General features: G+C 53.7%; 24 protein-coding genes. 11 read left to right on the top strand and 13 right to left on the bottom strand.

Annotation, left to right across the window (positions count from 1 at the left end):
* The first annotated feature begins 23 nt into the window (after positions 1–23).
* The 4 genes from DFER_RS30640 to DFER_RS28365 are packed head-to-tail and all read left to right on the top strand — an operon-like array spanning position 24 to position 3524.
* On the top strand, positions 24–563 hold the full coding sequence (locus tag DFER_RS30640) for an oxidoreductase (RefSeq protein WP_262485291.1): 540 nt from the start codon (positions 24–26) through the stop codon (positions 561–563).
* Positions 463–1329: an oxidoreductase gene (locus DFER_RS30755; RefSeq protein WP_262485312.1), complete on the top strand. Its 867-nt coding sequence runs from the start codon at positions 463–465 to the stop codon at positions 1327–1329. The genes DFER_RS30640 and DFER_RS30755 overlap by 101 nt, the downstream gene beginning before the upstream one ends.
* 1 nt (position 1330) lies before the next feature.
* Positions 1331–1717 (top strand): winged helix-turn-helix transcriptional regulator, encoded by a 387-nt coding sequence (locus tag DFER_RS28360; RefSeq protein WP_015815111.1) that lies wholly within the window; start codon positions 1331–1333, stop codon positions 1715–1717.
* 58 nt (positions 1718–1775) lie between these two features.
* On the top strand, positions 1776–3524 hold the full coding sequence (locus tag DFER_RS28365) for a glycoside hydrolase family 9 protein (RefSeq protein WP_015815112.1): 1749 nt from the start codon (positions 1776–1778) through the stop codon (positions 3522–3524).
* A 12-nt stretch (positions 3525–3536) separates the two neighbouring features.
* Here DFER_RS28365 and DFER_RS28370 read toward each other — a convergent pair whose 3' ends face one another.
* Positions 3537–3743: a hypothetical protein gene (locus DFER_RS28370; RefSeq protein ID WP_015815113.1), complete on the bottom strand. Its 207-nt coding sequence runs from the start codon at positions 3741–3743 to the stop codon at positions 3537–3539.
* A 127-nt stretch (positions 3744–3870) separates the two neighbouring features.
* Between DFER_RS28370 and DFER_RS28375 the strand changes: the two genes are divergently transcribed.
* Positions 3871–5229, top strand: coding sequence for an acyl-CoA dehydrogenase family protein (locus DFER_RS28375; RefSeq protein WP_015815114.1), 1359 nt, complete (start codon positions 3871–3873; stop codon positions 5227–5229).
* A gap of 21 nt (positions 5230–5250) precedes the next feature.
* Here DFER_RS28375 and DFER_RS28380 read toward each other — a convergent pair whose 3' ends face one another.
* Complete coding sequence (locus tag DFER_RS28380; protein ID WP_015815115.1) at positions 5251–6633, bottom strand: thioredoxin family protein; 1383 nt, start codon at positions 6631–6633, stop codon at positions 5251–5253.
* 111 nt (positions 6634–6744) lie between these two features.
* Here DFER_RS28380 and DFER_RS28385 point away from each other — a divergent pair, with 111 nt between their 5' ends.
* Positions 6745–7191, top strand: a complete 447-nt coding sequence (locus tag DFER_RS28385) for a GNAT family N-acetyltransferase (protein WP_041735641.1) — start codon at positions 6745–6747, stop codon at positions 7189–7191.
* A 70-nt stretch (positions 7192–7261) separates the two neighbouring features.
* Here the strand turns inward: DFER_RS28385 and DFER_RS28390 are convergent, their stop codons facing one another.
* Both DFER_RS28390 and DFER_RS28395 read right to left on the bottom strand, forming a co-directional pair.
* On the bottom strand, positions 7262–7651 hold the full coding sequence (locus DFER_RS28390) for a hypothetical protein (protein WP_015815117.1): 390 nt from the start codon (positions 7649–7651) through the stop codon (positions 7262–7264).
* 112 nt (positions 7652–7763) lie between these two features.
* On the bottom strand, positions 7764–8498 hold the full coding sequence (locus DFER_RS28395; protein WP_015815118.1) for a lysophospholipid acyltransferase family protein: 735 nt from the start codon (positions 8496–8498) through the stop codon (positions 7764–7766).
* A 141-nt stretch (positions 8499–8639) separates the two neighbouring features.
* Here DFER_RS28395 and DFER_RS28400 point away from each other — a divergent pair, with 141 nt between their 5' ends.
* Positions 8640–9629, top strand: a complete 990-nt coding sequence (locus DFER_RS28400) for an acyl-ACP desaturase (protein ID WP_015815119.1) — start codon at positions 8640–8642, stop codon at positions 9627–9629.
* Positions 9630–9710: 81 nt separating this feature from the next.
* On the opposite strand, the gene DFER_RS28405 is transcribed toward DFER_RS28400, so the two are convergent.
* The gene (locus DFER_RS28405) at positions 9711–11699 is read right to left on the bottom strand and encodes a T9SS type B sorting domain-containing protein (RefSeq protein WP_015815120.1); all 1989 of its coding nucleotides are present in this window, start codon (positions 11697–11699) and stop codon (positions 9711–9713) included.
* Positions 11700–11923: 224 nt separating this feature from the next.
* On the opposite strand from DFER_RS28405, the gene DFER_RS28410 reads away from it, so the two are divergent.
* Both DFER_RS28410 and DFER_RS28415 read left to right on the top strand, forming a co-directional pair.
* On the top strand, positions 11924–12184 hold the full coding sequence (locus DFER_RS28410; protein ID WP_015815121.1) for a DUF433 domain-containing protein: 261 nt from the start codon (positions 11924–11926) through the stop codon (positions 12182–12184).
* Complete coding sequence (locus DFER_RS28415; protein ID WP_015815122.1) at positions 12165–12500, top strand: DUF5615 family PIN-like protein; 336 nt, start codon at positions 12165–12167, stop codon at positions 12498–12500. Before DFER_RS28410 ends, DFER_RS28415 begins: the two co-directional genes overlap by 20 nt.
* Here DFER_RS28415 and iolE read toward each other — a convergent pair.
* From iolE to iolB, 8 genes are all read right to left on the bottom strand, one after another.
* Positions 12497–13399: a myo-inosose-2 dehydratase gene (gene iolE / locus DFER_RS28420; RefSeq protein WP_015815123.1), complete on the bottom strand. Its 903-nt coding sequence runs from the start codon at positions 13397–13399 to the stop codon at positions 12497–12499. The genes DFER_RS28415 and iolE overlap by 4 nt on opposite strands.
* Positions 13399–15264, bottom strand: a complete 1866-nt coding sequence (gene iolD / locus DFER_RS28425) for a 3D-(3,5/4)-trihydroxycyclohexane-1,2-dione acylhydrolase (decyclizing) (protein ID WP_015815124.1) — start codon at positions 15262–15264, stop codon at positions 13399–13401. The genes iolE and iolD overlap by 1 nt, the downstream gene beginning before the upstream one ends.
* 38 nt (positions 15265–15302) lie before the next feature.
* Complete coding sequence (locus DFER_RS28430; protein ID WP_015815125.1) at positions 15303–16244, bottom strand: class II fructose-bisphosphate aldolase; 942 nt, start codon at positions 16242–16244, stop codon at positions 15303–15305.
* A gap of 8 nt (positions 16245–16252) precedes the next feature.
* Complete coding sequence (locus DFER_RS28435) at positions 16253–17863, bottom strand: sodium:solute symporter family transporter (protein WP_015815126.1); 1611 nt, start codon at positions 17861–17863, stop codon at positions 16253–16255.
* A gap of 167 nt (positions 17864–18030) precedes the next feature.
* Complete coding sequence (gene iolG, locus DFER_RS28440; RefSeq protein ID WP_015815127.1) at positions 18031–19059, bottom strand: inositol 2-dehydrogenase; 1029 nt, start codon at positions 19057–19059, stop codon at positions 18031–18033.
* 27 nt (positions 19060–19086) lie between these two features.
* Positions 19087–20553, bottom strand: coding sequence for a CoA-acylating methylmalonate-semialdehyde dehydrogenase (locus tag DFER_RS28445; RefSeq protein ID WP_015815128.1), 1467 nt, complete (start codon positions 20551–20553; stop codon positions 19087–19089).
* Positions 20554–20566: 13 nt separating this feature from the next.
* Positions 20567–21574, bottom strand: a complete 1008-nt coding sequence (gene iolC / locus DFER_RS28450; protein WP_015815129.1) for a 5-dehydro-2-deoxygluconokinase — start codon at positions 21572–21574, stop codon at positions 20567–20569.
* A gap of 250 nt (positions 21575–21824) precedes the next feature.
* Positions 21825–22688, bottom strand: coding sequence for a 5-deoxy-glucuronate isomerase (gene iolB / locus DFER_RS28455; RefSeq protein ID WP_015815130.1), 864 nt, complete (start codon positions 22686–22688; stop codon positions 21825–21827).
* Positions 22689–22814: 126 nt separating this feature from the next.
* Between iolB and DFER_RS28460 the strand changes: the two genes are divergently transcribed.
* Both DFER_RS28460 and DFER_RS28465 read left to right on the top strand, forming a co-directional pair.
* Entirely contained in the window at positions 22815–23846 is a 1032-nt protein-coding gene (locus tag DFER_RS28460; RefSeq protein ID WP_015815131.1) for a LacI family DNA-binding transcriptional regulator, read from the top strand.
* 113 nt (positions 23847–23959) lie between these two features.
* Entirely contained in the window at positions 23960–26587 is a 2628-nt protein-coding gene (locus DFER_RS28465) for a DUF3857 domain-containing protein (protein ID WP_143828846.1), read from the top strand.
* Positions 26588–26650: the final 63 nt, after the last annotated feature.

Below are 26650 nucleotides of genomic sequence, written 5' to 3' on the forward strand. Positions count from 1 at the left end.
TCACATTTTAATGCTTCCGGCTCATGGAAGATCCGATTTTCCAACCGCTGCATTTCCGGAACCTTACTGTCCGCAACCGCATTTTCCGTTCAAGCATTTCGGGCAGGATCGACAATTACGATGGTTCCGGAACGCCCGCCCGCATTAGCTGGGAGACGCGCTTCGCGAAGGGCGGGGTAGGGGCGATCATCAGTTCGCACATTCCCGTAGACGCTGCGCAGCGCATTCTTCCCAACTATGCCATGATCGACCGCGACGACCGCATCCCATTCTGGTCCAGGCTGGTAGCGGCCGTGCATGCGTACGATTGCCGGTTTATCGGCCAGCTTTCGATGTCGGGACGGCAGCAGGATTCGTGGGGTGGAAAACAAATACCGGATTCCTCTTGCCCCTGTCAACGGCGTGGAGCGGTTTCACGGTTTACCGGGCAGGGCCATGACCTTGCGCGACATTCATGCGGCGATCGGCCGGTTCCGCGAGGCAGCAGGCCGGTCCAGAACGGCCGGAATGGATGGTATCGAGCTGCACGCGTCAAATGGCTATTTGTTTACCCAATTCCTTAGTTCGGCCATTAATAAGAGAAAAGACGAATACGGCGGCCCGCTTGCTAACCGTGCGCGTTTCCTGCTGGACGTCGTACGCGCAATCCGGGCGGAAGTGGGGGATGACTATCATTTGCAGGTCAAAATCAATGCCGCCGATCATCACGACGATTATTTCCTGAATTCAGGAAAGGGCAACACGCTCGCCGAGGGCATCCAGGTAGCCCAATGGCTGGAAGCGGCTGGCGTGGACGCGCTCCATATTTCTACCGGCAGCCAGTTTCCGCACCCGCGTAATCCCATCGGACCATTACCTGCGGAGAGCGCAGTCGACACCTACACAGCGATGATCCGCAGCGGAAGGTTATCATTTTTGAACTACCTTTCATTCCGGTTGTTACCCACGCGCGCATTGGCCAGGTGGCTGTGGGCGAGAAAGCAGCCACTCTTGCGCGAGGGCGTCAATCTGGCGGAATGCAGGGCGATCAAAGAGGCCGTTACAATTCCCGTCCTGTGCACCGGCGGCTTTCAGACGGCATCGGTGATCCGCCGGGCAATCAGCGATGGCGAATGCGACGGCGTAACGATAGCGCGGCCACTCATCGCGAACCCCGATTTACCCATTATATTTGCGTCCGGCGCCGACACGGCCAGCAGGCCTTGCACTTATTGCAACAAATGCCTGGCGCACGTCCTGACCGACCCGCTGGGATGCTACGACGAGAGCCGGTACGACACCTACGAGGCGATGATCGAAGAGATTATGCAAATTTTCAATGAAAGTTGATATGAAAGAAAATTTCAAAGAAAACCACCCGGAATGCCGGGAAATGATCCTCCCCGTGCGCGACGCGCTGGACGTGATCAGCGGCAAGTGGAAAATTTCCATCCTCATCGCCATGAGCCTCGGCAACAAGCGTTTTATGGAGTTGCAGAACGCCATTCCGAACATCACCCCGAGAATGCTGTCGAAAGAGTTGAAGGAGCTGGAAATGAACCAGCTGGTCGAGCGGAAGGTCTACGATTCGTTTCCGCCTGTGATCGAATACGAACGTACCGCGCATGCCCAGTCGCTGGAACCGCTCATTGAAGAGCTGCGCCGCTGGGGCGAGTATCACCGGCTGGTAATCACCGGTACAAATATTGAGCACCCGGTAAAAGAATTGCAGGATTGAGGTAAAGTTGCCGGTTCGCCTGCTTTTTGACATTAAAAAGAATTTCTTCTCCACGAATATGAAGTTTGTCCCGCATTTGGCCGCATTCCTGGCGGCCGTTGGTTTGTCATTGTCCTCCTCGCACGCACAGCAGCATTCGGATGCGATCCGGTTAAATCAGATCGGTTTTTACCCTGCGGCGCCCAAGGTCGCGGTCGTTGCCGGTGACGGTTTCGAGGCATTTGAGGTGAAGGATGCCAAATCCGGGAAAACAGTGCTGAAAGGCATGCTTGGACCAGTACGGACCAGCCAGCATTCTGGAAAACATACGCGCGTGGCCGATTTCAGCCAGCTTCGCAAACCGGGCAACTACACGATCGACGTGCCGGGTCTTGGGAAATCCGCGCCATTTAGCGTGGGTGCCCGCGTGCACCGCGAAGTGGCCGAGGCATCGCTTAAAGGGTTTTACTTCCAGCGGGCCTCCACCGAATTGCCCGAGAAATACGCCGGTAAATGGGCCCGCAAAGCAGGTCATCCCGACGATAAGGTGCTGATCCACGCCTCGGCTGTGTCCGACGGACGGCCCGAAAATACCTTAATATCCTCCACCCGGGGCTGGTATGATGCGGGCGATTACAACAAGTATATTGTGAATTCCGGCATTACTATGGGCACTTTGCTGTCGTTGTACGAAGACTTCCCACTCTTTTTCGAAGATTTTAATATCAATATCCCCGAAAGCAACAATGGCGTTCCCGATCTGCTCGATGAAGTGGCCTGGAACCTGCGCTGGATGCTCACCATGCAGGACCCGGCCGATGGCGGTGTGTACCACAAGCTGACCAACCCGCGCTTCGACGGCATGATTATGCCCGACGCCGCCAAAAATCCGCGGTACGTCGTCCAGAAGGGCACCGCGGCCACGCTTGACTTCGTGGCAGTAATGGCGCAGGCCTCGCGGGTATTTAAAAATTTCGACAACAAATTCCCCGGGCTCGCTGACTCGTGTACCACTGCGGCCGTGCGAGGCTGGCAATGGGCCGGGAAAAATCCCGCCGTGCTGTATGAGCAGGGCGAAATGAACAAGCAATTCGATCCCGATGTGGTGACTGGCGCTTACGGAGACCGTTCGGTAAAGGATGAATGGATATGGGCAGCCAGCGAAATGTACGCCATGACGGGCAAACCCGAATACATTGAAAAAGTCGATTTGGAGCTGAACCAGCCACTGGCACTGCCTACCTGGGGCAATGTGAAGACGCTCGGATATTACACACTGGTTCGCTTTGGCGACAAGCTGAAACTGCCGGCCGAGCTGGCCGCGCCGCTGCGGAAGAGCATTGTGACCTACGCGGATGGCCTTATTTCCGGACTGGAAAAGCAGCCTTACCACACCGTAATGGGCAAAGTGGCTCAGGATTATTCCTGGGGTAGCAGCTCGGTGGCCGCCAACCAGGGCATTGCACTCATGTACGCCTACCGGATCACGAAGGATCTGCATCACTTGCACGGCGCGCTGGGTAACCTAGATTACCTGCTTGGAAGAAACGCCACCGGCTATTGCTTCCTCACAGGCTTCGGCAGCAAGCGCGTTATGCACCCGCACCACCGCCTTTCCATTGCCGACGGCGTCGTCGATCCCTTGCCGGGGTTGCTTTCGGGCGGGCCAAATCCTGGTCAGCAGGACAAATGCGCTGGATATCCCAACAAGTTTCCCGACGAATCTTTCATAGACCATGATTGCTCGTACGCTTCCAACGAGATCGCCATCAACTGGAATGCACCGATGGTGTACCTGGCGGCCGCATTGGAAGCGTCGATGAAATAGCTGCCGCCCCGGTCAGGCGCTTTTCCCTTTCACCGGAACGGTTTCGGGTGTTTCGTTATAGCCCTTCTTTTTGGTCATATTTACCTTTTCGGATTTCCGTACAGATTCCTGTTCGAGAACTTCCGACGGTTTGCGGCTGTCATCTTCCTGTTTCGACTTGCTCTTCGGGCCTCCCTTGCTTGGGGAGCCGCCTTCCACATTTTTAGTTTGCGTTTTCATGATTTCTGAGGTTTAGATTCATCCTTGCAATTTTCATTCCCGTGTTGTTCTGGTTAGTTTTAAGGCTATTACCAGTAGAACGTCCGTCTGGGACGCCTCTTTACTACATCAAAATCCAACAAACGGTATGAACCTCTTCAAATCCTTTTCCCAGTTACGCAACCTCCTCAAATCCATCGACATCGAAGCAGTCAGCAAGTTGTCCCAAAAGGTAGACCTCAACCAGCTCATGGGCGTCGTGTCCAAAATGAGTGAGGAAGACCTCGGTAAAATGCTGAAATTCATGCAAGCCGGTTCGGGCAAAAAGAAAGCCCCGCCGGTGGTGAACGGCGATTTTTACGAACTGGCTTCCACACTGAGTCCCGAGGAACGGGAAATCCAGCTCAAAGTGCGGGATTTTATGGAAACGGAAATCCGCCCGATCGCCAACTATTACTGGAACAATGCCCAGTTTCCAATGCATATCATCGCGCTGATGGCCAGGCTGAACATCTGCGGGCTCACTTACCAGGGATATGGCTGCGCAGGCCGTTCCGCATTGCTCGAAGGCTTCATCGCCATGGAAATGGCCCGTGTCGATTCGTCCATTTCGACGTTTTTCGGTGTGCACAGCGGCCTGGCGATGGGCTCCATTTACCTTTGCGGCTCGGAGGAACAAAAGCAGCAATGGCTGCCGGTGATGCAGCGCATGGAGCTGATCGGCGCATTCGGGCTTACGGAGCCGGAGGTAGGCTCAGGCGCCGCGGGCGGGCTTACCACCACCTGCAAAAAGGAGGGCGACGAATGGGTGATCAACGGCCAGAAGAAATGGATCGGCAACGCCACATTCTCCGACATTACGATTATCTGGGCACGCGATCTGGGCGATAACCAGGTCAAAGGGTTTATCGTCAAAAAGGAAAACCCCGGATTTAAAGCCGAAAAAATGGAGGATAAAATGGCGCTTCGCACGGTGCAAAATGCATTAATCACGCTCACCGACTGCCGCGTGCCTGAAACCGACCGTCTTCAAAATGCCAATTCGTTTAAGGATACTGCCAATGTGCTGCGCATGACGCGTGCCGGGGTGGCGTGGCAGGCAGTAGGTTGCGGCCGCGGTGCCTACGAGCTGGCATTGAAGTACACCATGCAACGGAAGCAGTTCGGCCGCCCGATCGCTGGCTTCCAGCTCGTTCAGGACCTGCTCGTCACCATGTTGGGCGACCTTACGGCCATGCAAACGATGGTTTACCGGCTTTCGCAATTGCAGGATGCCGGCGACCTGGCCGATGAGCACGCCTCACTCGCCAAGGTATTCTGTACGCTTCGGATGCGGTCCATCGTGGATCACGCCCGCGAGCTCTTCGGCGGGAATGGCATTTTGCTCGAATACGACATTGCGCGCTTCGTGGCGGATGCCGAGGCCATTTATTCTTACGAGGGTACCAAGGAAATCAATTCGCTGATCGTCGGGCGGGCGATCACCGGCGAGAGTGCGTTTGTATAGTGCGAACCAGGCACATTGGGGCTACAATGTGCCTGTCTTCATTTTGTTGAGGCGTATTTCAAAGGATTGGTAGGCCATCCCGCTGATCTTCTGCGCTTCCATGGCTTTGGTTTGCCATTCGATGGCCTCGTCCCGTCTGTCCAGCCGGTAAAGAATGTGGGCGTAAGTATCCATCCAATTCGGGTCGCCCAGTTTGAAAGGCGTTTGTGCCCTTCTTCCTTTGCTATCGCCCAGTTCCATCGACTTTTTGGACCAGGCCAATGCTTTTTCCAGTAATGCCTTGTCGCGCGTGAGCTCGTAGAAGTGGTAGGCGTGTTCATTCAGGTCCTTGTAAATAAACTGCGAAGGCGGCATGATCGCCATCGACCGTACCACGATGCCTTGTTCGGGCTTGCCGCGTTTGGTGGTAAAGGCTGTATTTTGCTCATGGAAGGCCGCGTCGTCCATTTTATTGAGAGAGTCGACGGTCAATGGCATGTAATGGCTTTCCATCAGCTGTACGGCCTGCTCCAGATACCGCAGGGTGTCCCGGGTTTGGTAATAATACTGCACCATTGTTTTGGCATACTCCACCTGGCCTTTCGACGGGCTTTTTCGCTGTACGTCGCGGGCAAATTCGGCCGTGCGGACGGCCAGTGGTTCGTCCCGTTTCCAAACGGCAAGCCGGAACGTGTTGCCGATAATGCCTTCGCGCATCATCTTGCGGTTATCCGGCGAGCCAGCCTGGAAAATGCTATCCAGCAAAGAAGGCGGTGTTTTGGTGGTAATGGCTTTGTAGGCAGCAGAATTGAGTGCCGGAGCGAATGCAAGGATGGTTTGGACCGATTGAAAATTGGCCAGCGAATCAATAGGAAGAAACGCTACGTACTCGTCGAGTAACTGGTCTACGGGCATGGATGCCTCGCGTTTTTTGGTCATATACTCCCGCAGGAACACGAGCCCGCGCACGCCTGCTTTGTATTCCTTGTCGTAATCGGCCAGTTGCTTTTGGCCCTTGCGGCTGAGTGCCAGTTCCGCCCCTGACTCATATGCGCCCGAATTGCCCGTAGACCCATTGTTCACATGGAGGATATTGCCGTTGGCATCTACGAAAAGCGACATCAGTGAGCTTCTGATGGCAAATTTTCGTGCTAGGCTCAGGCCGTTGGGCGTGCTCACATTGCAACGAATGGAAATAAAATTGTCATCAAACAACTCTTTCAAATCTTTGCCGCTGAAACCCTGGGAGGCGACTTCGTTGCATTGCACGCATTCGCTGTTTTCGAAATGGATAAAAATCAGCTTGTCTTGCTCAGTGGCTTGTTTGGAAAGCTCGTTCCAGGGGGTATTGCTGTCGATGAATGTAATTTGACCGCGGCTTTGAAAGGAGATAATCAGCGCAAATGCGAGTATAATCTGCTTCATGGGTTGTCAGGTTAATGCTTTGTTCAAATGTAATTTAATTTTTGTAACCGCGTGTGAACCGAAAGTGAATAATTGCTGTGTAATTTGGCCCATTATCCAAGCTCCATTCCCGTGCATTCAGCCCTAACCATCCGCCGCGCCTCCATCGCCGACCGCGCAATCATTTACGACATGATATGCGGCCTCGAAAACACGGCCCTCGACCGCAAAGGCTTCGATGCGGCATTCGACCGGAATATAACCAGTCCGAACATTTCTTACTTTATCGCCGAGCTCGCCGGCTCTTCGGTGGGCGTGGTGAGCTGCCACATTCAGGCGCTGTTGCACCATGCCGCGCTGGTGGCCGAAATCCAGGAAATGTATGTGGAGCCCGAGCACCGCTCGCAGCACGTCGGTAAGGCATTGATGGACCATGTGGCTGCATTTGCCCAGGCGGAGGGCGCCATTCAAATGGAAGTGACCTCCCGCGCAACCCGGGAGCAGGCGCACCGTTTCTACCAGCGGGAGGGGTTTGAGAAATCGCACGTCAAGCTCGTGCGGTATTTCAAAATCCAATAAAAAAGCACCAGGCCAATGTCCCGGTGCTTTATGTATTACCCTAAACCTTCAACTATAACCTTCAATCTTGTCAGTATCTGCCTCTGTGGCGGTCGCGGGCCCAGCGGTCGCGGTCGCGGCTCATGCGGCGCGTGTCCGACATCAGCTCGTGCAGGTCGTTGCGTAGGATTCTCTCCTCGCGGTTCGACAGCCGGCCGCGGCGGGCGAAAAGCCGTTCTTTTTCCTGGATGCGCTCATAGCGGTTCATGAGCATGTTCGCTTCCCGTGAGGTAAGCGTGCCCCATTGCACACCGTTGGCGATATTTTGTCTTGCTTCTCTTTGTAGTCGGTTGATATCCGACATTCTTTCATGGCGGTAACCGTCGCGGTAGCCGTCACGATCGTAACGCGGACCATATTGGGCGGAAGCATTTGTGAATCCTAATGCGAGAACCACTGCGGCAAAAAGTATCTTTTTCATAACCCAAAAGTTTTAAAGTTTTGTGGGTTAGAGGGCCGACTGCCGCAGAAGTTTAAAGTGGGATTGTTAACGATTGTTAACCGGAAATGCAGTTTATTTAACCTTTTGAAAATCAGCCTGCGATAGCCACACGAATGGCTTCCTGGGCTTCATTTAAAATCTCTTCCGCCTTCCTTCCGGCCGGTTCGATACCCGGCAGCACAGTGAAACTGAGTTTGGAGAAAGATCTCAAAGGAAAAATTCCTTTCGGGTTGAATGCCCCCGTGCCGTTGATCGCCACCGGGACGATGAGCGCGTCCGGGGCGCGTTTGAGCAGCGTTGCCACGCCGCCGGGCTGGAAAGGTTTCATCTGGCCGCTTGCCGTGCGTGTACCTTCCGGGAAAATCATGGCGGAGGCTTTTTCGTCATGGATCAGCTTGCCCAGCCGCGCGATCTCGGTGATGGCCTGCTTCCCATCCTTGCGGTTGATCAGCGCCGCGCCGCTTTTGCGGAGGTTATAGGAAATGCTCGGAACGCCTTTTGCAAGTTCGATTTTGGAAACGAAGCGCGGGCTGTATTTCCGCATATACCAGTAAATGGCGGAAATGTCGTAGCTGCTCTGGTGGTTGGCTACAAATATAAGGGGCCTGTCGTCGGGAAGTTGGGCAAGGTTTTTGAGCTTGATACTAGCGCCGGTCAGATAGAGTCCGAAAGTGAGGAAAAAGTTAAGCCAGTCGACCGAAACCTTGTGCGCCTTCTTTCCGAAGACGTTGAATGCGATGACCTGGATAACATGGAAAACGATTAGCGTAATGCCGAAATGGATCAGGTATAGGGTACTTAGAACGTAATCGAGGATTTTTTTCATTCTTATTTTTTTCGCAAAAATAGTCTAAATCTGTTTTGATTACCCCAATTTCTAAAACGTGAAATGACAATAGTCATTCAAATCTTACGTATAATTCACGTTATTTGTAAAATAGTCAATAGTGTTTAAATCGAAATACCAATGGATATTACGCTTTCGGCCGAAAGGCTCGAAGTAATGAAGCATATAGGCAAAGATCTCGACGGGCTCATTGCGGAATACCTCAAACCGATCGATGAAAACTGGCAACCATCTGATTTTCTCCCCGAAGCAACAAGGGAGAATTTCCTGCATGAAGTGAAGCTGTTACAGGAAAGCTGCCGCGACCTGCCTTATGATTACATTGCCGTGCTGATCGGGGATACCATTACGGAAGAGGCATTGCCTACCTACGAATCCTGGCTGATGGACGTGATCGGTGTTAACCAGGTCGGCGAGCCGGAATCCGGCTGGGTGAGATGGGTGCGCGCATGGACGGCCGAGGAAAACCGCCACGGCGATCTGCTCAACAAATACCTTTACCTCTCCGGCCGCGTGAATATGCGCGCCATGGAGGTTTCGACGCAATATCTCATCGCCGACGGTTTTGATATCGGTACCGACCGCGATCCTTACCGCAACTTCATTTACACGTCGTTTCAGGAGCTGGCTACCAACCTGTCGCACCGGCGGACGGCTACGCTGGCCAAGAAATTCGGCAACCCGCATTTGTCTAAAATCTGCGGCGTGATCGCCTCCGACGAAATGCGCCATGCCAAAGCCTACAAGGCGTTCGTGACGCGCATTCTCGAAGTGGACGCGTCGGAACTGGTGCTGGCGCTGGAAGATATGATGAAGAAAAAGATCGTTATGCCTGCGCACTTCATGCGTGAAACCGGCGTGAAAATGGGTGACACATTCTCCCACTTCTCCGACGCCGCACAACGATTGGGCGTGTACACTACGCAGGATTACATTGATATTCTGGAAGATCTGCTCAAAGAATGGAACATCGGCGCTGTGAGGGATATTAATGAAAAGGCCGAAAAAGCCCGCGATTACCTGATGGCGCTCCCGGCACGTCTGAGACGCGTCGCCGATCGCACACGCGTTCCCGACCTCGAATACGAATTCAGCTGGATCAGCCGGTAAGCAAATTGCCGGAAAGCATAATAACAGGGGCGGTCAATGAAGTCTGTATTCGCATACAAGGACTCATTGGCCGCCCCTGCATTATTGGAATAGAACCACAGTACCCTTCTTGTTGATTACCTTCCCTTTTGTAGAAACACCTTCGATTTCCCACACATAAATGCCCGAAATGGCGGTGTCACCCTTGAATCTGCCATCCCACCCGGTATTGAGCTGATCGGTAAAAAACACCAGCTGCCCCCAGCGATTGTAAATGCGGAAATAGCGGATCGAACCGATGTCGTTCGTCACCGGCAGGAGTTGCTCGTTCCGGCCGTCGCCGTTGGGTGAGAATGCGGTTGGCAAAATAATGCTTTCCTGGCGTTTGATCGACAAATTGACCGTTCCCGAGCCGGTACAGCCGAGCTCCGACGTCACATTCACCGTGTAGGATTGATCTTCCCTCAAAACCGCAATAGGACTCTGGATATCGGGATTGTTCAATCCATCGGACGGGGACCAGGCGAACGTCGTCCCGGCATAGTTGGTGATCTGCGGCGAGGTTGCATTCAGCTGGAACGGCACGTTGTATTCGACAATAGCGTCGGGCGTTACATTCACCTCAATTTTGGGCGCAACCCGAATCTGAACCGTGTCGGTTTGGGTGCAAAAGCCTTTGGTAGCCGTAATGATATATTGGGTGGTCGCATCCGGCGTGGCAACCGGTTCCAGTGCTCCGGGATTGTCCAGCCCGGTTTGCGGTAACCATGAGAATGTTTGCCCGTTGCTTTCCGTCGCAAGCGTTATCGACTGTCCGACGCAAATGGCGGTGTCGGCCATCGCGCGCACGGTTATGTCGCTCGTGAATGTGACCGTCGCGTCCTGCCCAACCGTACAGCCATTGGCATCCTTTACAAACACGCGGTACCGGCCCGCGGCGGCCTGAAATACGTTGGAAGCCTGGTAATTTACCGAGTCGATCGAATACCGGTAAGGTGCTATGCCGTCCGTTGCGGTGAGGGTAATGGTCCGTTCGGTCCCTGTATCGCAGTTGCCCGATGCGGCTTCTGCGGTGAGGGTTGGGTTGCTGATGATGACCTGCTTGCGGTTGTCCAGCGTGTTGCCGCATGCCCGGTTTGTAACGGAAAGCGTCACGTGTTTGGTGCCGGCGGAGCCCCAGTTCACTACGTACGGCCCCATTCCGGAGCCTGAGATGACCTGCCCGCCGCCCCAGTCCCATTGAAAATCATAGCCGTCGCCGCGTGCGGGAATAGAGCCGGTATAACGAACTTCGATGTTCTGCACGCCGCAAATAGGGTTGGGTGAGATGGAAAAATCGGCGTAGGAGTTGATGCTGGCCTCGAAACAGATCTCGGACACCGATTTGTCGACTTCTGCTTTCGAAAAATGCCTTCCCTGAACGGACAAATAAGCAAAATTCGCTTCCCCCGACTCACAAGTGCCTACATTATCATCCCTGAAAATGTGAATCGGCGCGCCCGCTTTTCCTACATAGTTTTGAGCGGCGTCCGTAAAAGAAACGAACAGGTTGTTATCGACATAAATATCCATTTTCCCGGTCGAGCCGTCGCGGGTGAACGTGATCAGGTAATAAGTGGCATTATTAAAAAAAGGACAAGGGCCTGAAACGCCGCCCGGATGGATTTCCATACAGCGCTCATTTCCGCCATTCGGAGCCGTGAAGTAAATGCCCTGATCGGCCACGCCGTTGGAAAAATCGATGATTCGCGCGCGGGTTTTGCCCCAATCTGTCACTTTCAGGTAAAGCTGGATCGTGTAGGAATCGGAAACGAGTCCCTCGGTATTGGGGTATGTCAGTCCGAAATTCAGATTATTATGGTAAACAAACCGCCTTCCGCCGCAGGGGAGCACATCTTCCACGAACCGGCCCGGGACGCTGCCGGCAGCACAGGAGCCCGCCGCCCGCACGCCTGTGAGATCGGGGCCGCATTCGGGCTGCTCAATGACAAGGTTACTTTTGAAACGATAGGTGTGTTTGCCGGTCTGAGCCAGAGCAGAAGGCAGGAAACTGAGAAAAAATAAAAGGATATGTAAAGCACTCCACTTCATATCATTGCCTGCATACCGGACGTGAATCAAATTGGGAACCAAAATTACGCTAAATACAGCTAAAACGATGCCAGCCCACCACCTTTTTGATAGAACGGCCTGGAAACGGAATGGGGCTGTGATGCGGGTTGATCGCTTCGCGGAGAGGGATTGTGGCTGAGTGCGCAATGCTTGAAGCGAAATATTTACTAATTTGTTACTGAAACATCGTTACCTTTTGGAAGATGGAACGTAAGAAGAGTATGGGGATTCATGAACTTGTTACAATCGACCCGGAAATATTGAGCGGGCAGCCGGTTTTCAGCGGAACCAGGGTGCCTATCGATTCCCTTTTCGATCACCTCGAAGCCGGTGTGTCGCTTGATGATTATCTGGATGATTTCCCGTCTGTTACGAGAAACCAAGCGGTAGCGTTACTCGAAGCTGCGAACAGGCTACTGTCATCGAAGCATATCGAGCGGTTGTATGAAGCTGTTACTGGATGAAAACGTTCCGAAAAGATTAAAGCTTGACTTTCCGGAATATGAAGTTTCTACCGTGCGGGAATTGGGCTGGAACGGTATGCGGGATGGCGACTTGCTCAGGGAAGCGTCAAATGAGGGTTTCGCGGCGCTGCTCACGTTTGACAAGAATATCCGCTATCAACAAAACTTCTCTAAGTCATCAATCGCAGTCTTTATTTTAATCGCGAAAAACAATACTTATCTGGAACTCACAAAATTATCGCCACTGATCCGGAGGCTTTTGGAAAAAAGCTTGAACTCCGGGCCAGTGGCGGTTTATGAAGGGATGGGTGCTTAAATGCCTGTTAAACTTCTGAAAAAATTGCGGGCGATGATCGCGTATTCGAGCGGGTTTGCTTTGGCGGGGTCCTGTTCGGCTTCGAGGACGATCCAGCCGGCGTAGTCGCTTTCCCTGATGATCGCAAACAGCGAGGGGAAGTCGATGCACCCTTCCGGGTCACCTGGAACGGTGAACACGCCATTTTTGACAGCCGTGAGAAAGCTCAGCCGTTCGTCGTGCACGCGTTGAAGGATGGTCGGGCGGACGTCTTTCAAATGGATGTGCGCCGTGCGGCCGATGTATTTTTTCAATGCCGCCACCGGGTCCTCGCCTGCGAAATGGAAATGCCCACAGTCGTAGTTGAGGAACACATAATCGGGATTGGTTTCGTTGAGCAGCCGGTCGGTTTCTTCCATGGTTTGAACGCACGTGCCCATGTGATGGTGAAACGCGAGCTTCATGCCGCGGTCGCGGGCAATCTTGCCGAGCTCGTCCAGGCCGTAGGTGAAGCTGGCCCATTCTTCGCGGGTGCTCAGCATCCCTTTGCCTTCGAACACCGGCACATTCATTTGTCCCTGGCAGCTGTTGCCCGTCTCGCCGCCGCCAATCACGCGCGCGCCCATGACTTCAAGGAAATCGAGCAGTTTGGTGAAATTCTCGCGGTTCTCGGTGAACGATTTGGTCGTGAGCTCGTAGCTGTTCCACTGGTTGCAGATCTGCAATCCGCGGAGTTCCAATGCTTTTTTCAGCACATTCACATCGCGGGGGAACTTGTTGCCTACTTCACAGCCTGTGAAGCCCGCCAGCGCCATTTCGCTCACGCATTGCTCAAAAGTATTCTCGCCGCCGAGCTCCGGCATATCGTCGTTGGTCCAGTTAATAGGAGCAACGCCCAGTTGAATGTTTTCGAAATTCATTACAGAAATATTCGCTGCGTTTTTTTGTTCTCTTTGTAAGTCTCAAATGCCTTCTGCACGGTCGGGGAGGTCGATACTTCGGCTACCGGCACTTCCCACCACGCGTGGTAACCTTTTACGGTTCGGTAGAGGCTGGTTTCGATGTAAATCACCGTGGTGCGGTCGGCGGTTTTGGATTGTGCTAATGCATTTTCGAGCGATTGGCGGTCGGTTGCCCGGATAACGTTCGCGCCCAGGCTTTCGGCATTGGCTGCCAGGTCCACGGGAAGGAAGTTTCCGGCAAGCTGGCCGGTTGCATTGTCGCGGTATTTGTACATGGTTCCAAAGCGCTCGCTGCCAATGCTTTCGGAAAGCCCTCCAATGCTGGCATAGCCGTTGTTGTTCAAAAGCAGGATCGTGAAACGCACGCCTTCCTGGATCGCCGTGACGATCTCGTGGTTGTTCATCAGGTAGCCGCCATCGCCGCAGATCACGTATACCTCGCGGCTGGGATCGGCCATTTTGGCGCCCAGACCGGCGGCTATCTCGTAACCCATGCATGAGAAGCCGTATTCGAGGTGGAAGTTTTTCGGGTCGGTGGCGCGCCAGAGCTTGTGCAGGTCGCCCGGGGCACTGCCCGATGCATTGATCATCACATCGCGGTCGTCCATGAAGCTGTTTAACGTGCCGATCACAACTGCCTGATCGATAGGAGGAACCGTGCCATTGCCTTCCGCGTAAATCTGCGTTACTTCATCATCCCAGGCTTTGTTGATCTCCGCAATGTGCCGGCGATAGTCCGCCGCGACCTCGTGGTTACCCAACAGCCCGCCGAGTTCTTCCAGCACCGCTTTTGCATCGCCGATCACGGGCAATGCAGCATGCTTGAATGCATCGAACTCGCTGATATTGATATTGATAAAACGGACGTCCGGATTTTTGAAAATCGACTTGGAAGCCGTCGTAAAGTCACTGTAACGCGTGCCGATGCCGATCACAAGGTCGGCCTGGTTAGCCACGTCGATCGCGTATTTGGTACCGGTGGCGCCGAGGCCGCCGATGCTGTATGGCGCGTCGTAACGCACAGCCCCTTTTCCCGCGAACGTTTCGCCTACCGGAATGCCGGTTTTAGTCGCAAAATCATGCAGAACATCGGTGGCGCCGCTGTAAATAGCACCGCCGCCGGCTACAATCACCGGTTTTTGCGCCGTTTTGATCCACTCCGCCGCTTTTTGCAGGGTTACCAGATCGGGGCGCGGGCGGCCGACGTGCCACACGCGTTTTTGGAATAATGATTCGGGGAAATCGTAGGCGTGCGTCTGCACATCCTGCGGCATAGAGAGCGTTACCGCCCCCATTTCCGCCTGCGAGGTAAGGACGCGCATTACTTCGGGCAGCGAGTAAATGAGCTGCTCGGGCCGGTTAATGCGGTCCCAGTATTTGGAAACCGGTTTGAAACAATCATTCACCGAAATATCCTGCGATGCGGCGCTTTCGAGCTGCTGCAACACCGGGTTGGGCTCGCGGGTGGCGAAAATGTCTCCGGGCAGCAACAGCACTGGCAGCCGGTTGATGGTCGCCAAGGCGGCACCGGTGATCATATTGGTGGCACCCGGACCGATCGACGTCGTGCAGACGAATGCGCCCAGGCGGTTTTTTACCTTGGCATAAGCCACCGCGGTGTGCACCATCGACTGCTCATTGCGGCATTGGTAATACCGGAAATCCGGGTTTTCCTGCAATGCCTGCCCGAGCCCGGCCACGTTACCATGCCCGAAAATGCCGAAACAACCGCCGAAATAGGGTTCCTCGACGCCGTCGCGTTCGATATACTGGTTTTTTAGGAACATGATGGTAGCCTGCGCCACCGTGAGTCGTTTGGTCATGTCATTGGATTGTTTACTGTTCAAACAGAATCAGTGGGTCATTCGCCGAATTCGCCTGCCTTGCCCGTGCAACCGAACAGTTCGAACTTTTTCAGCATAAACTTTTTGTATTCTTCCATAAAAATCTTCCCTGGCGTGGTCGGCGCAAATTCGTCGGCGCGGTCGCGGAAAAACTCGCGGTTCACCATCGTCCACAGCAGCCTGGTGTCCGTGGCAATGTTGATCTTGCAGATACCCAGTGGAATAGCTTTTCTTACTTCTTCTTCCTGCACGCCTTTGGCATCGGTTTTCAACTGCCCGCCGGCTGCATTAATGCGTTCGATCACTTCCGGGAGCACATTGGAACCGCCGTGCAACACGAGCGGAAACCCCGGCAAGCGCTTTTGTATTTCTTCCAGAATGTGGAACTGCAATCCCTGCCCGCCCGAGAACTTGTAAGCGCCATGGCTGGTACCCACGGCGATGGCGAGGCTGTCACAATCCGTTGCATTCACAAAATCCACGACTTGCTGCGGATTGGTGTAGAATGAATGCTCGGCGTCCACCGTCAGGTCGTCTTCCACACCGGCCAGCACGCCTAGTTCGGCTTCCACGCTGATGCCTTTCGCATGAGCGGCTTCCACCACCGCCTTGGTGCGCGCTACATTGGTTTCGAAATCATCGTGCGAAGCGTCGATCATGACCGACGTGTACCCGCCTTTTTCGATTGCGTCGAAAATGTGTGCCTCATAGCCGTGGTCCATGTGTATCGCGTACGTAACGTTTGGGTAAATGCGCGCCGCGGCGCCGATCATGGACAGCAGCATGTCCGCATGTGCGTAATCGCGTGCGAAGGGCGTTGTTTGCACGATAAACGGGGCATCCGCTTCCTGTGCGGCGGCAAACAGCCCATGTATTTCTTCCATGAAAAACACATTCACGGCCGGTATCGCATAGCGGCCATAGCATTTTTCAAAAAGCTGGCGAGTTGTGAGTAGCATGGGTGTATTTACCAGAAAATCGTATACAAAGCTGCCAGCACACCGCATATCAGCACCGAGCCGATCACGAAACTTTTGCCGGGACGGAACATCGAAGCTTCAATTTCCAGCCCTTTCGGATTATTCCTGCTTTTGGGATCGGCGAGGGAAATGCCCACGATCACCCCACAGAGCATCACGAAAATGTAGCCCATGCGGTCGAGGAATGGCACTTCGGGATACATGAACTTGCCGAGTGTCGATAGCGGGATCGTGAGCAATGCGGCGGTCAGCGCGGCGGCCGAGCTGGTCCGTTTCCAGAACATCCCGAGGATAAAAATCGCGAACACGCCCGGCGTGATGAAGCTGCTGTATTCCTGAATGAACTGGTAGGCTTGGTCGAGCACGCGGAGCTGCGGGGCAATGAGGATGCCGATGCCCATGGCGACGTAGATCGTGTAGCGGCCTACGCGCACAAGCTGGCGTTCGGTGGCGTGGGGTGCGATGTACTGTTTGTAAATGTCTAATGTAAAAATGGTTGAAATGCTGTTGGCCTTACCCGCGAGCGAGGCTACAATAGCGGCCGTAAGTGCGGCGAAAGCCATTCCTTTTAAGCCCGCGGGAAGCAGGTTGAGCAGCACAGGATAGGCGTGATCGGGCTTGACCACATTGCCGTCGAGCATTTCCTGCTGGAACATGCCGTTTTGATATAATACAAAAGCAGCAATGCCCGGGATGACGACGATGATCGGGATCAGCAATTTTAATAATGCCGCGAAAAGAATGCCTTTGCGTGCGGTAGGAAGGCTGGCGCCCAAACTGCGCTGGATAATGTACTGGTTGCAGCCGAAATAAGCGAGGTTATTGATCCACATCGCGCCAATAATCACCGTGAGGCCTGGGAGGTCTTTGTAAAACGGATGATCTTTTGGTAAAATCATATGAAAATGCGAATCCGCCTGCTCGCGGAGCAAGCCAAGCGCATTGAAAATACCCGGCCGGTTGAAATGTTGTGAAACCAGGTCCAATGCCAGGTAAGTGGTAGCCAGACCGCCCAGAACGAGCACAATCACCTGGACCACATCCGTGTAACCGATTACTTTCATTCCGCCGATCGTGATCACGATGGCAAAAAGCCCCAAACCTACGATCGCGTACTGGAAATCGATGCCGGCCGTCACTTCGAGTGCCAGCGCACCCAGGTAGAGGATCGACGTCAGGTTTACAAATACATATAACAGCAGCCAGAAAACCGCCATAATCGTCGCCACGGTAGGATTGTACCTTTCCCGCAAAAACTGCGGCATGGTGTAGATCTTGTTTTTGAGATACACCGGGAGGATAAACAACGCCACGACGATCAGCGAAGCGGCGGCCATCCATTCATACGAAGAAATGGCCAGACCAATCGCAAATCCCGACCCCGACATTCCGATGAAGTGCTCCGCAGAGATATTCGAAGCGATAATGGAAGCACCGATCGCCCAGAACGTAAGCGAGCCTTCCGCAAGGAAATAGTCGGTCGAACTGACCTCTTTCGAGCTTTTCTTTTTATAAATCCAGTAACCGTAAGCGGAAACGCCTATCAGATAGATGAAAAATACTATGTAATCCAGCGATTGCAGACCGGTAGTGGACATGCTCGTGAAGGGGTTAGTTGGTTAAAAAGTTTAGGAAGCGGCTATGTTCGTCTCTCCTGGTCACGTATTGTCAAGTATTGTCGTGTGTGTTGAGCAAAGGCCAAACTTATCGATTTTTCGCTACAAATGACCAAGCCTGGCCTTCGCTCACAACACCTGACTATTCCCTATACCGTCGCATATTGCAGCACTTCGTCCAGTTTCACGCTCCGGCCCTCGGTAAGCGACTTCATGGCGGCAATGCCGATGGCGGTTGCCATGAGGCCGTCGTGAGCGTCCACCGGCGACGGCGTGTCTTTCAGCACGCAATCGATGAACGTTTTAAGGCAGACGCGATAGGCGGTTTCATACCTTTCCAAAAAGAAATGCAGCGGAAGCGAGCTGTGGCCGCCATTGCTGTCGAAATGAATGAGCGTGTCGGTCGTATTGTTTTCGGCCTTCGCCATGCCTTTCGATCCGAAGATTTCCAGGCGCTGGTCGTAGCCGTATACCGCCTTGCGGCTGTTGTCGATTACGCCAATGGCGCCGTTTTCGAATGTCAGAACGATCACCGCCGTGTCGATATCGCCGAACTCCTTGATTTCGGGGTGGATGAGCGCATCACCTTTGACGAATACCTCCGTCACTTCGCTGCCTACAATGTACCGGGCCATATCGAAGTCGTGAATGGACATATCGAGGAAAATACCGCCCGAAACTTTCAGGTATTCCACCGGCGGGGGCGCAGGATCGCGGCTGGTAATGCGGAGAATGTGCGGTTCTCCGATTTTGTTATCCGCCACCAGGTGCCTCACATTATTGAAGTTGGCATCGAAGCGACGGTTGAAGCCCAGCATGAGCTTCACGTGGTTGTCAGCCACCGCCTTTTCAGCTGCCTGAATCGCTTCCAGGGTCACGTCAAGCGGTTTTTCACAGAAAATATGCTTTCCTTTTTCTGCCGCGGCCACGGTGTAGGGCACGTGAAAAGGGGTAGGGGAGCAAATGATCACCGCCTCCACGTCGGGGTGGTTGATCACGTCGTAGGCATCGGTGGTCACTTCGGGTACGCCGAGCTGGTGTGCGAAAGCGTGTGCAGCGGGCGACAGGTCGGAAGCGATGATCACTTCTGCGTCCGGCATGTGGTGCACGAGGTTGCTGAGGTGGATCTGGCCAATCCGGCCCAGTCCGATCACACCGGTTTTGAGTTTTTTTGTCATTGTAGGAGTTGCGAGCGAGTTGTTCTTTTAAAATTTTCGGTTCCATTCTTTTAGCCAGCGCTCGATCACCACTTTGGTTTGGGTGAAAAACTCGACGGCGTGTTTGCCCTGGCCGTGGAGGTCGCCATAGAAGCTATCCTTCCAGCCCGAGAAGGGGAACTGCGCCACAGGAGCGGCTACCCCGATGTTGATACCGATATTGCCGGCCTCGGCCTCGTGGCGGAAACGGCGGGCATTGAGGCCGCTGCTCGTGAAAATGCAGGCCATATTGCCGTATTTTCCGGAGTTGATAAAGCGGATCGCCTCTTCGATGGTATTAATGTGAACCAAACTGAGCACCGGCCCGAAAATCTCGGTTGCGGCCAGTTCGCCGTCCAGCGGAATGTCCTCGATGATGGTGGGGGCAATGAAGTTGCCGTTTTCATAACCATCGATCTTTGTATTACGTCCGTCCACAAGCACGCGCCCGCCTTCCTGCAAACCTTTGTCGATGAGGTTATGCACGCGGTTTTTGCTTTCGGCCGTGATCACCGGGCCCATCAACACATCCGAATCCAGGCCAAAACCGGTTTTACGGTTCCGCGCCGATTCCACGAGGCTCTCGGTAATGTCCTTATGCTCGCCCACGGTGATGATCGTCGAGGCGGCGAGGCAGCGCTGGCCGGCGCAGCCGTACACGCTGTCGATCACGATCTGGGAGGTCATTTCAATATCCGCATCCGGTAGCACGATCACAGGGTTTTTCGCGCCGCCCTGGGCCTGCACACGCTTGCCGTTGGCGGAACCTTTGGCATACACATAACGGGCAACGTTGGAAGACCCCACGAAGCTGATTCCTTTGATAACCGGGTGTTCCAGGATCGCGTCTACCGTTTCCCGTGCGCCTTGCACGAGGTTCAGTACGCCGTTGGGAAGGTCGAGCTGCTCCATGATGCGCACGATCTTGGTCATCGTGAGCGGCACTTTTTCCGACGGCTTAATGATGTAGCTGTTCCCGCAGGCGAGTGCGTAGGGTAGGAACCAGAACGTGATCATGCCCGGGAAGTTGAATGGCGCAATGCACGCACAAACGCCCAGCGGCTGGCGGATCATGTATTCGTCGATGCCCTTGGCAATGTCTTCCGAGAACTCGCCCTGGATGAGCGTGGGCATTCCGCAGGCGTTTTCGACGTTTTCGATCGCACGCACCATTTCGGCCCTGGCCTCCACGAAAGTCTTGCCCGATTCGAGCACGATGGTCCTGGCAATGTCGTCGGCGTTGTCTTCGAGCAGTGTTTTTAGTTTAAACAGATATTGCACACGCTTCGAGACCGGCGTATTTCTCCATTCCTGAAAACCCTCGTGCGCCGCAGCGGCCGCGTCGGCTACGTCCTGCGCGATGCCGTAAGGAACTTTTGCGAGCACTTCCTGGCTGGCAGGGTTCAGCACGTCCACATAATGATCGGAGTGACTGTCGACCCACCGGCCGTTGATGTAATTCTGTAATTTTTCCATTGTCGTTTAATAATTATAATCCTCCGTATCCTTCCACAAACCCGATTACTTCATCATAAGTCGGCATGAAATTCGCGCAGCCTTCGCGGGTGACGATGATCGCCCCGCAGGCATTACCCATTCTGACACTCTTGTACAAATCCCAGCCACGCAGCAACCCAAACGAGAAGCCCGCACAAAAAGCATCACCAGCGCCCAGCACATTCAATACTTCCACTGGAAAGCCGGGTACTTTTACTTCCTCTTTGCCGGGCTGGAAAATGGACGCCCCATCCTTGCCGCGCTTCACCACGAGCGTTTCAACGCCCGAATTCAGGATTTCCCGGATCGCATTGTCGATATTCCCGCGGATCTCCGGCGCCGATATCTGCTGATGTTTGATCAGAAGCTGCTCTTTATCAGTCAAAAACGTAGCCAGTATTTCTTCTTCGGTTCCCACCACAATATTGAAGCTGCCCAACGCCGCGCGGATCGTCACCCCGAATGCGCGGGGATCAAACCACTGATCTGCGCGGAAATCGATGTCCAGCAGACGCGTCACGCCATTCTTTTTCGCCATTTCCAACGCATAGAACATGGCGGTACGGCTTGGATCTTTGCTGAATGCAGTCCCGGAGAACGCAGCAGCCTTGAAATCCTGGAACGGTATGGCGGATACGTGGTCGATATTCAGGTTGATGTCCGCGCAGTTTTCGCGATAGTAAACGAGCGGAAAGCGGTCGGGCGGCTCGATGCCCAGCACGACGGCCGAACTGCGGGTGCCTTCGATAACCGGCACCCAGTCGGTTACAATGCCCTCGTTGTCAAGGAAATGTTTGATGAAATTCCCCACCTGATCATTGCCGATACCGGTGAGAATGGCTGTTTCCAGACCCAGCCGGCGGCTTCCGGTGGCAATATTGAGCGGGCAACCGCCCACAAAGGCATTGAATGCCTCAATTTTTTCAAAAGGGCTGCCCACGTTGGCCGAGTAAAGGTCAATGGAAGAGCGGCCAAGGGTAAGAAGATCGTATCTGGGCATGGGAATTGGGTTTTACTTCGGCTATCGGCTGTCGGCTGTCGGCTTTTGGCTGTCGGCTTTCAGCTATCGGCTTTCGGCTTTTTATTTATTTTACTCTATTTCTGTTTTCAAAAGGTTCGACGGCCGATAGCCGACTGCCGAAGTACTTCAAGGTTCGACGGCCGATAGCCGACTGCCGAAGTACTTCAAGGTTCGACGGCCGATAGCCGACTGCCGAAGTCCTTTAAGCTCCGACCGCCGAAGTACCTTTTCACCCATTCATCTCAGCGGTGACGATCGGTAGTCTCGGGTCGGTGCCTTTCCAGCTTCCGTAAATCCAGTCGTGATCGGGGTCGGACGTGTTGGCGAGCGACTGGTCGCTTCCGGCGAGGAAATTAAGGTAATACACATTATAGCCGTGGCCAGCCACTACGGGATGGTAGCCGCGCGGCACCAATACGGCCTCATTGTTTTTCACACGGATAATTTCGTCCAGCGAACGGTCGTCGGTGTACACCTGCTGGATCGCGTAGCCCTGCGGTTTGTCGATTTTGTAAAAGTAGATTTCTTCGAGGTTCGCTTCGAGTAAAGTGCCGTCGCCGGCTACCTTCCGCTCGTCGTGCTTGTGGGCCGGGAACGAGCTCCAGTTGCCCGATGGCGTGTATACTTCCACGCACACGATCTTGTGACAGCCGAAGCCCGGTTCGAGCAGGCTGTTGATCTGGCGGTTGGCATTATCACCGCCGCGGTATTCGATGGCGGCTTCCTCGGGGCGTTTCATGCGCGGTGGGAAATCCTCGTCGGAAAGCACTTTGCAAATCGCGATATCGGTCCCGGGCGATTGCGCCGTGAGGACGAACGGCGTCCGGCGGGAAAGGTACATGGCGTGCCCTATTCCGCTGAACACATCCTTGCGACCGTTGCGCGTTTCCCAGACCTGGCCGGCGGCTTCCACTTTGAAATTACCGCCGAGCAATGCGAAACAATATTCATAATCGCCCGTGTTGCCTTCGATTTGTTCGCCGGCTTCCAGTATTTTAGCTTCGAAGTTCAGGTAGGTCCAGCCAGCCTGTTCGGCGGTGAGGGAATGATAGGTCTTGTCGTGTGTTCGGGGCTTAATCAGCAGGTCACTCATTGTGGTAAATCCATTACATTTGCACAATGATAGTGTTGTATAAATTAAACACAAAATGTAAATATGTTAATATTGAATGCAAACGTTTGAAAAAATTTCAAAGATTTAATTGTCCTATTCCAACCCATGAATTCCTCACGTCCTGTTACGATTAAAGACATTGCACGCCGTTTCCGGTGTTCTCCATCCACCGTTTCACGCGCGCTGAACGACCATCCGGCGATCAACGAAGACACCCGCAAAAACATCCAGGAATATGCACGGGAGGTGGGTTACCAACGCAACGAAGTGTCGCTGAGCTTGCTCAACAAGAAGACCGCCTCGCTCGGCGTGGTGGTGCCGACGATCAGCAATTATTACGAGACTGCGGTGATTGAGGGCCTGCACACGGTGTTGCAGCCCATGGGTTACACGCTCAACATCTGCGTGACCAACGAAAGTTACCTGCTCGAAAAGGAATCGCTTTCCAAGCTGCTCTCGAACCGGACCGAGGGCATTTTCCTGTCGGTTTCGCAGGAAACCTACGATGCGGGCTACTACGAGCATCTCGAAAACGTGATCCAGCGTAAAACCCCGCTGATTTTCATCGACCGCGAATATGAGGATTTTGAAACCAGCCGGGCCACCGTGGACGATTATCACGGCGCTTTCGCGGCGGTGGAGCATTTGATTTCCATTGGTTACAAGCAGATCGCGCATTTGAAAGGTCCCAATGGCCTCACCGTTTCCGAGCAGCGTTTTAAGGGATATATCAATTGTTTGAAAAAACACAATTTCCCTATCCGCGAAGACCTCATTATCAATACCAATTTCAATGTCGAAAGTGCCATTCTGCCTACCAAGCGGCTGCTCGACCTCGCTTCACCGCCCGATGCGATTTTCGGCGTGAATGACCAGGTGGCGATCGGTGCGATGCGGGTGGCCAAAGACCGGGGCCTGCGCATTCCTCAGGATATCGGGCTCGTAGGCTTTGACAATTCGCCTATTTCGGCATATACATTTCCTTCGCTCACCACTGTGCACCGGCCCGGGCGCAAGATCGGCATGGAAGCTTCCCGCTTGTTCCTCAACCAGTTGAATGGTTCGGGAGACTTTTCGCCGGAGAGCATCGTGCTGCCTTCGGAGCTGGTGATCCGGGAGTCGTCGCTGCGGATTTGAGTACCGGGCGCAATGCAGATTGTGCCCGAAATAAAATATGAGTAACCCTCAGATACTTTTTTGGATAAATGCTACCTTAGTTGCCCTGTAACTCTTCTATCTTCTTTATCATCTTGATCTTTACATTTCGTCCGATCCGACTGTTACTGTCTGTATTGTGTGTTATTGCCATGGGCTTTGGCGAGCTCGGTGCAGCACCTTCCATTGGCATTAAGCCCGCGCCGTCGTGGGTGGTTCCGGTAACGCCCGGCGGGAAGCCAGCGGGTGCCAAAGACTTTTCCAACGGCTTTTACATTGCTTTTTCCGACACACAAACCAATCTCGATGAGCAAACGGTTTACCGGCGGGTAATCAGGCAAATCGTTTCGGAAAGCGGCGTGCAGAATGGCTCCGAAATGATCATCGCATTTGACCCTTCCTACGAGCGCCTGAATGTGCACAGCCTGATCGTCTGGCGTGACGGCGTGGCGATGTCGCGGCTCAACCTGGCTGATTTCAAAGTAATCCCCGTAGAAACGGACCGGCAGCGGTTTATTTACAACGGATACCATACCGCGTCGGTGATCCTGAAAGACATCCGCAAAGGCGACCGCATCGAGCTCGCCTACTCGTGTACGGGCTGGAATCCGGTTTTTAAAGGGAAGTACTCCGACTTTTTCTCCTTCGCGACCGGCGATTATCTCGGACATGTGCACGTGGCCGTTCTCGCGAAAGCTGGTCGGGCGGTTTATACCAAAGACTTCAACAAACCGCCTGCCCGCAAGGAGCACACGCAGAACGGCCTGCGGATATACGAATGGGACGCGCGGAATATCAAAAGGATTTCCTACCAGGAAGACAGGCCCAGTTGGTACGACGAAACCCCTTCGGTGCAGGTTACGGAGTTTAAGAACTGGAAAGAAGTGGTCGACTGGGGATTGAATTTTTACAGCATTCCCACCGTTTCGGGCGCTTTAAAAGCGAAAGTGGATGAATGGAAACGCACCTCGGAAAGCCGCCTCGATTACATTGAAAAAGCCGTGCGTTTCGTGCAGGACGATGTGCGGTACCTCGGTATCGAAACGGGTGAAAACTCGCACAGGCCGCACAAAGCCGAGGACGTTTTCAACCAGCGGTACGGCGATTGCAAGGACAAAACACTTCTGCTTTGCGCTATTTTGAATGCCAATGGCGTCGAGGCGTCGCCGGTGCTGGTGGACACCTACAAGCGCTCGCATTTGGAAGACTACCTGCCGTCGCCCGCCGACTTTAATCATGTGGTGGCGCGGGTGCTGATGCACGATTTGGAAAACCGCGCGCCCGAGGCACGCGATTATGTGTTTGTTGACCCGACGATCGCATTGCAGGGCGGCGCGATCCCGCAGACTTCCTTCGCTGCTTACGGTTATGGATTATTGTTGAAAGAAAGGCAAAGCAAGCTGCTCCATATGGAGGCGCAGAACCCCGGTTCGACGGAAATTACGGAGGATTTTTACCTCCCGGCGATGGGCGATACCATTTCCGGCGGCGTGTTGCAGGTGAAAACGGTGTATTTCAATCACGATGCCGAAAATTTCAGAAGCACATTACAGGAATCTGTGTTGTCGGAGCTTGAAGATTCGTACTTTAATTTTTACGCTGAACTTTACAAAAACAGCGGACTGGAACGCCTCGATTCGCTGGAATTTTACGATCAGCGGGAAGCCAACAACATTTCCGTAGTCGAAAGGTACCGGCTGAACGATGCCTGGCAAGTCGGCGGACAGACGGAAAACTGGTATTTCCAGGTGCTCGGACGCATTATGTACGATCATGTGCGCACGCTGCCGGCTCGGAAGCGCAACTCGCCTGTTTTCCTCAACTACCCGACCAACATCACCTACAAGGCCCGCGTACATTTCCAGGCCGACCGCGGCGTGCCGGTGGATCAGTGGAATGTGGAGCGAATGGCTTATGATATTTCCTATAAATCGGAGTTCCTGCCCAAAGAAAAGGTATGGGAGCTAACCTATGTTTTCAAAACCAAACAAGATCACATTCCCGCTGATCAGGTTAGCCAGTACAGGGAAGACATCGAAAAGCTGACCGGATACCTCGAACAGCGCGTCGACGATAATTCCAGTCTTTTGATCAGCTGGGGCGGGGTGAATGGGTGGATGCTTATGCTGGCATTGCTCACGGTGTTTTGCTGTTTCATCGCGGCCCGGAAGCTGGAACGCTATTCGCCCGGCGCACGTTTTCACGCCCCGGCGGCTTCGAAGAATGGATGGCTTATCCTGATCGGCATCGTGATCGTGGCTCTTTCCGTGCTGCTCCCGCTGGGACTGATGACCGCCGAGGCGGGGTCATTCTTCACCATTGCCGAATGGGACCGCATGAATGATGCGACCGGACTGAAACGCTTCGGTTACCAGCTTTTCCTCATTCTTCAGTGTATTTTCAGTGTCGGATCGTGGTGTTATGCCATTTTTCTCTGGCGCTTGTATGCCAAGAACCGCGATTCATTTCCTATTATTTACAGCGGTTTTATATCGCTTAACCTGGCATTCAGCATTCTTTCCGTTGTGCTCAACTATTGCTTTTCGATACCGCAGGAGGCCAATGCATTTGCCGGCATTCCGTTTCAGATTCTCTGGACTGCCGCTCTTACTACTTATATGAACAAATCCGAGGCCGTCAGGCGCACGTTCGTGAATACCTATGAGGATCAGCTGGGTATCCACGATCGGGAGGAAAGCGAGATGGCGGAGAATATCGAATAGAACACCAGTGTAAAAAGCAGAAAGCGAGACGGAAACCCGCCTCGCTTTCTGCTTTTATGCATT

Source organism: Dyadobacter fermentans DSM 18053 (assembly GCF_000023125.1).
Lineage (GTDB): Bacteria > Bacteroidota > Bacteroidia > Cytophagales > Spirosomataceae > Dyadobacter > Dyadobacter fermentans.

Bases quoted from the DNA above. Each gene is read 5' to 3' on its own strand.
- DFER_RS30640 (WP_262485291.1), top strand. From the start codon at position 24: ATGGAAGATCCGATTTTCCAACCGCTGCATTTCCGGAACCTTACTGTC.
- DFER_RS28360 (WP_015815111.1), top strand. From the start codon at position 1,331: ATGAAAGAAAATTTCAAAGAAAACCACCCGGAATGCCGGGAAATGATC.
- DFER_RS28365 (WP_015815112.1), top strand. From the start codon at position 1,776: ATGAAGTTTGTCCCGCATTTGGCCGCATTCCTGGCGGCCGTTGGTTTG.
- DFER_RS28370 (WP_015815113.1), bottom strand. From the start codon at position 3,743: ATGAAAACGCAAACTAAAAATGTGGAAGGCGGCTCCCCAAGCAAGGGA.
- DFER_RS28375 (WP_015815114.1), top strand. From the start codon at position 3,871: ATGAACCTCTTCAAATCCTTTTCCCAGTTACGCAACCTCCTCAAATCC.
- DFER_RS28380 (WP_015815115.1), bottom strand. From the start codon at position 6,633: ATGAAGCAGATTATACTCGCATTTGCGCTGATTATCTCCTTTCAAAGC.
- DFER_RS28390 (WP_015815117.1), bottom strand. From the start codon at position 7,651: ATGAAAAAGATACTTTTTGCCGCAGTGGTTCTCGCATTAGGATTCACA.
- DFER_RS28395 (WP_015815118.1), bottom strand. From the start codon at position 8,498: ATGAAAAAAATCCTCGATTACGTTCTAAGTACCCTATACCTGATCCAT.
- DFER_RS28400 (WP_015815119.1), top strand. From the start codon at position 8,640: ATGGATATTACGCTTTCGGCCGAAAGGCTCGAAGTAATGAAGCATATA.
- DFER_RS28405 (WP_015815120.1), bottom strand. From the start codon at position 11,699: ATGAAGTGGAGTGCTTTACATATCCTTTTATTTTTTCTCAGTTTCCTG.
- DFER_RS28410 (WP_015815121.1), top strand. From the start codon at position 11,924: ATGGAACGTAAGAAGAGTATGGGGATTCATGAACTTGTTACAATCGAC.
- DFER_RS28415 (WP_015815122.1), top strand. From the start codon at position 12,165: ATGAAGCTGTTACTGGATGAAAACGTTCCGAAAAGATTAAAGCTTGAC.
- iolE (WP_015815123.1), bottom strand. From the start codon at position 13,399: ATGAATTTCGAAAACATTCAACTGGGCGTTGCTCCTATTAACTGGACC.
- iolD (WP_015815124.1), bottom strand. From the start codon at position 15,264: ATGACCAAACGACTCACGGTGGCGCAGGCTACCATCATGTTCCTAAAA.
- DFER_RS28430 (WP_015815125.1), bottom strand. From the start codon at position 16,244: ATGCTACTCACAACTCGCCAGCTTTTTGAAAAATGCTATGGCCGCTAT.
- DFER_RS28435 (WP_015815126.1), bottom strand. From the start codon at position 17,863: ATGTCCACTACCGGTCTGCAATCGCTGGATTACATAGTATTTTTCATC.
- iolG (WP_015815127.1), bottom strand. From the start codon at position 19,059: ATGACAAAAAAACTCAAAACCGGTGTGATCGGACTGGGCCGGATTGGC.
- DFER_RS28445 (WP_015815128.1), bottom strand. From the start codon at position 20,553: ATGGAAAAATTACAGAATTACATCAACGGCCGGTGGGTCGACAGTCAC.
- iolC (WP_015815129.1), bottom strand. From the start codon at position 21,574: ATGCCCAGATACGATCTTCTTACCCTTGGCCGCTCTTCCATTGACCTT.
- iolB (WP_015815130.1), bottom strand. From the start codon at position 22,688: ATGAGTGACCTGCTGATTAAGCCCCGAACACACGACAAGACCTATCAT.
- DFER_RS28460 (WP_015815131.1), top strand. From the start codon at position 22,815: ATGAATTCCTCACGTCCTGTTACGATTAAAGACATTGCACGCCGTTTC.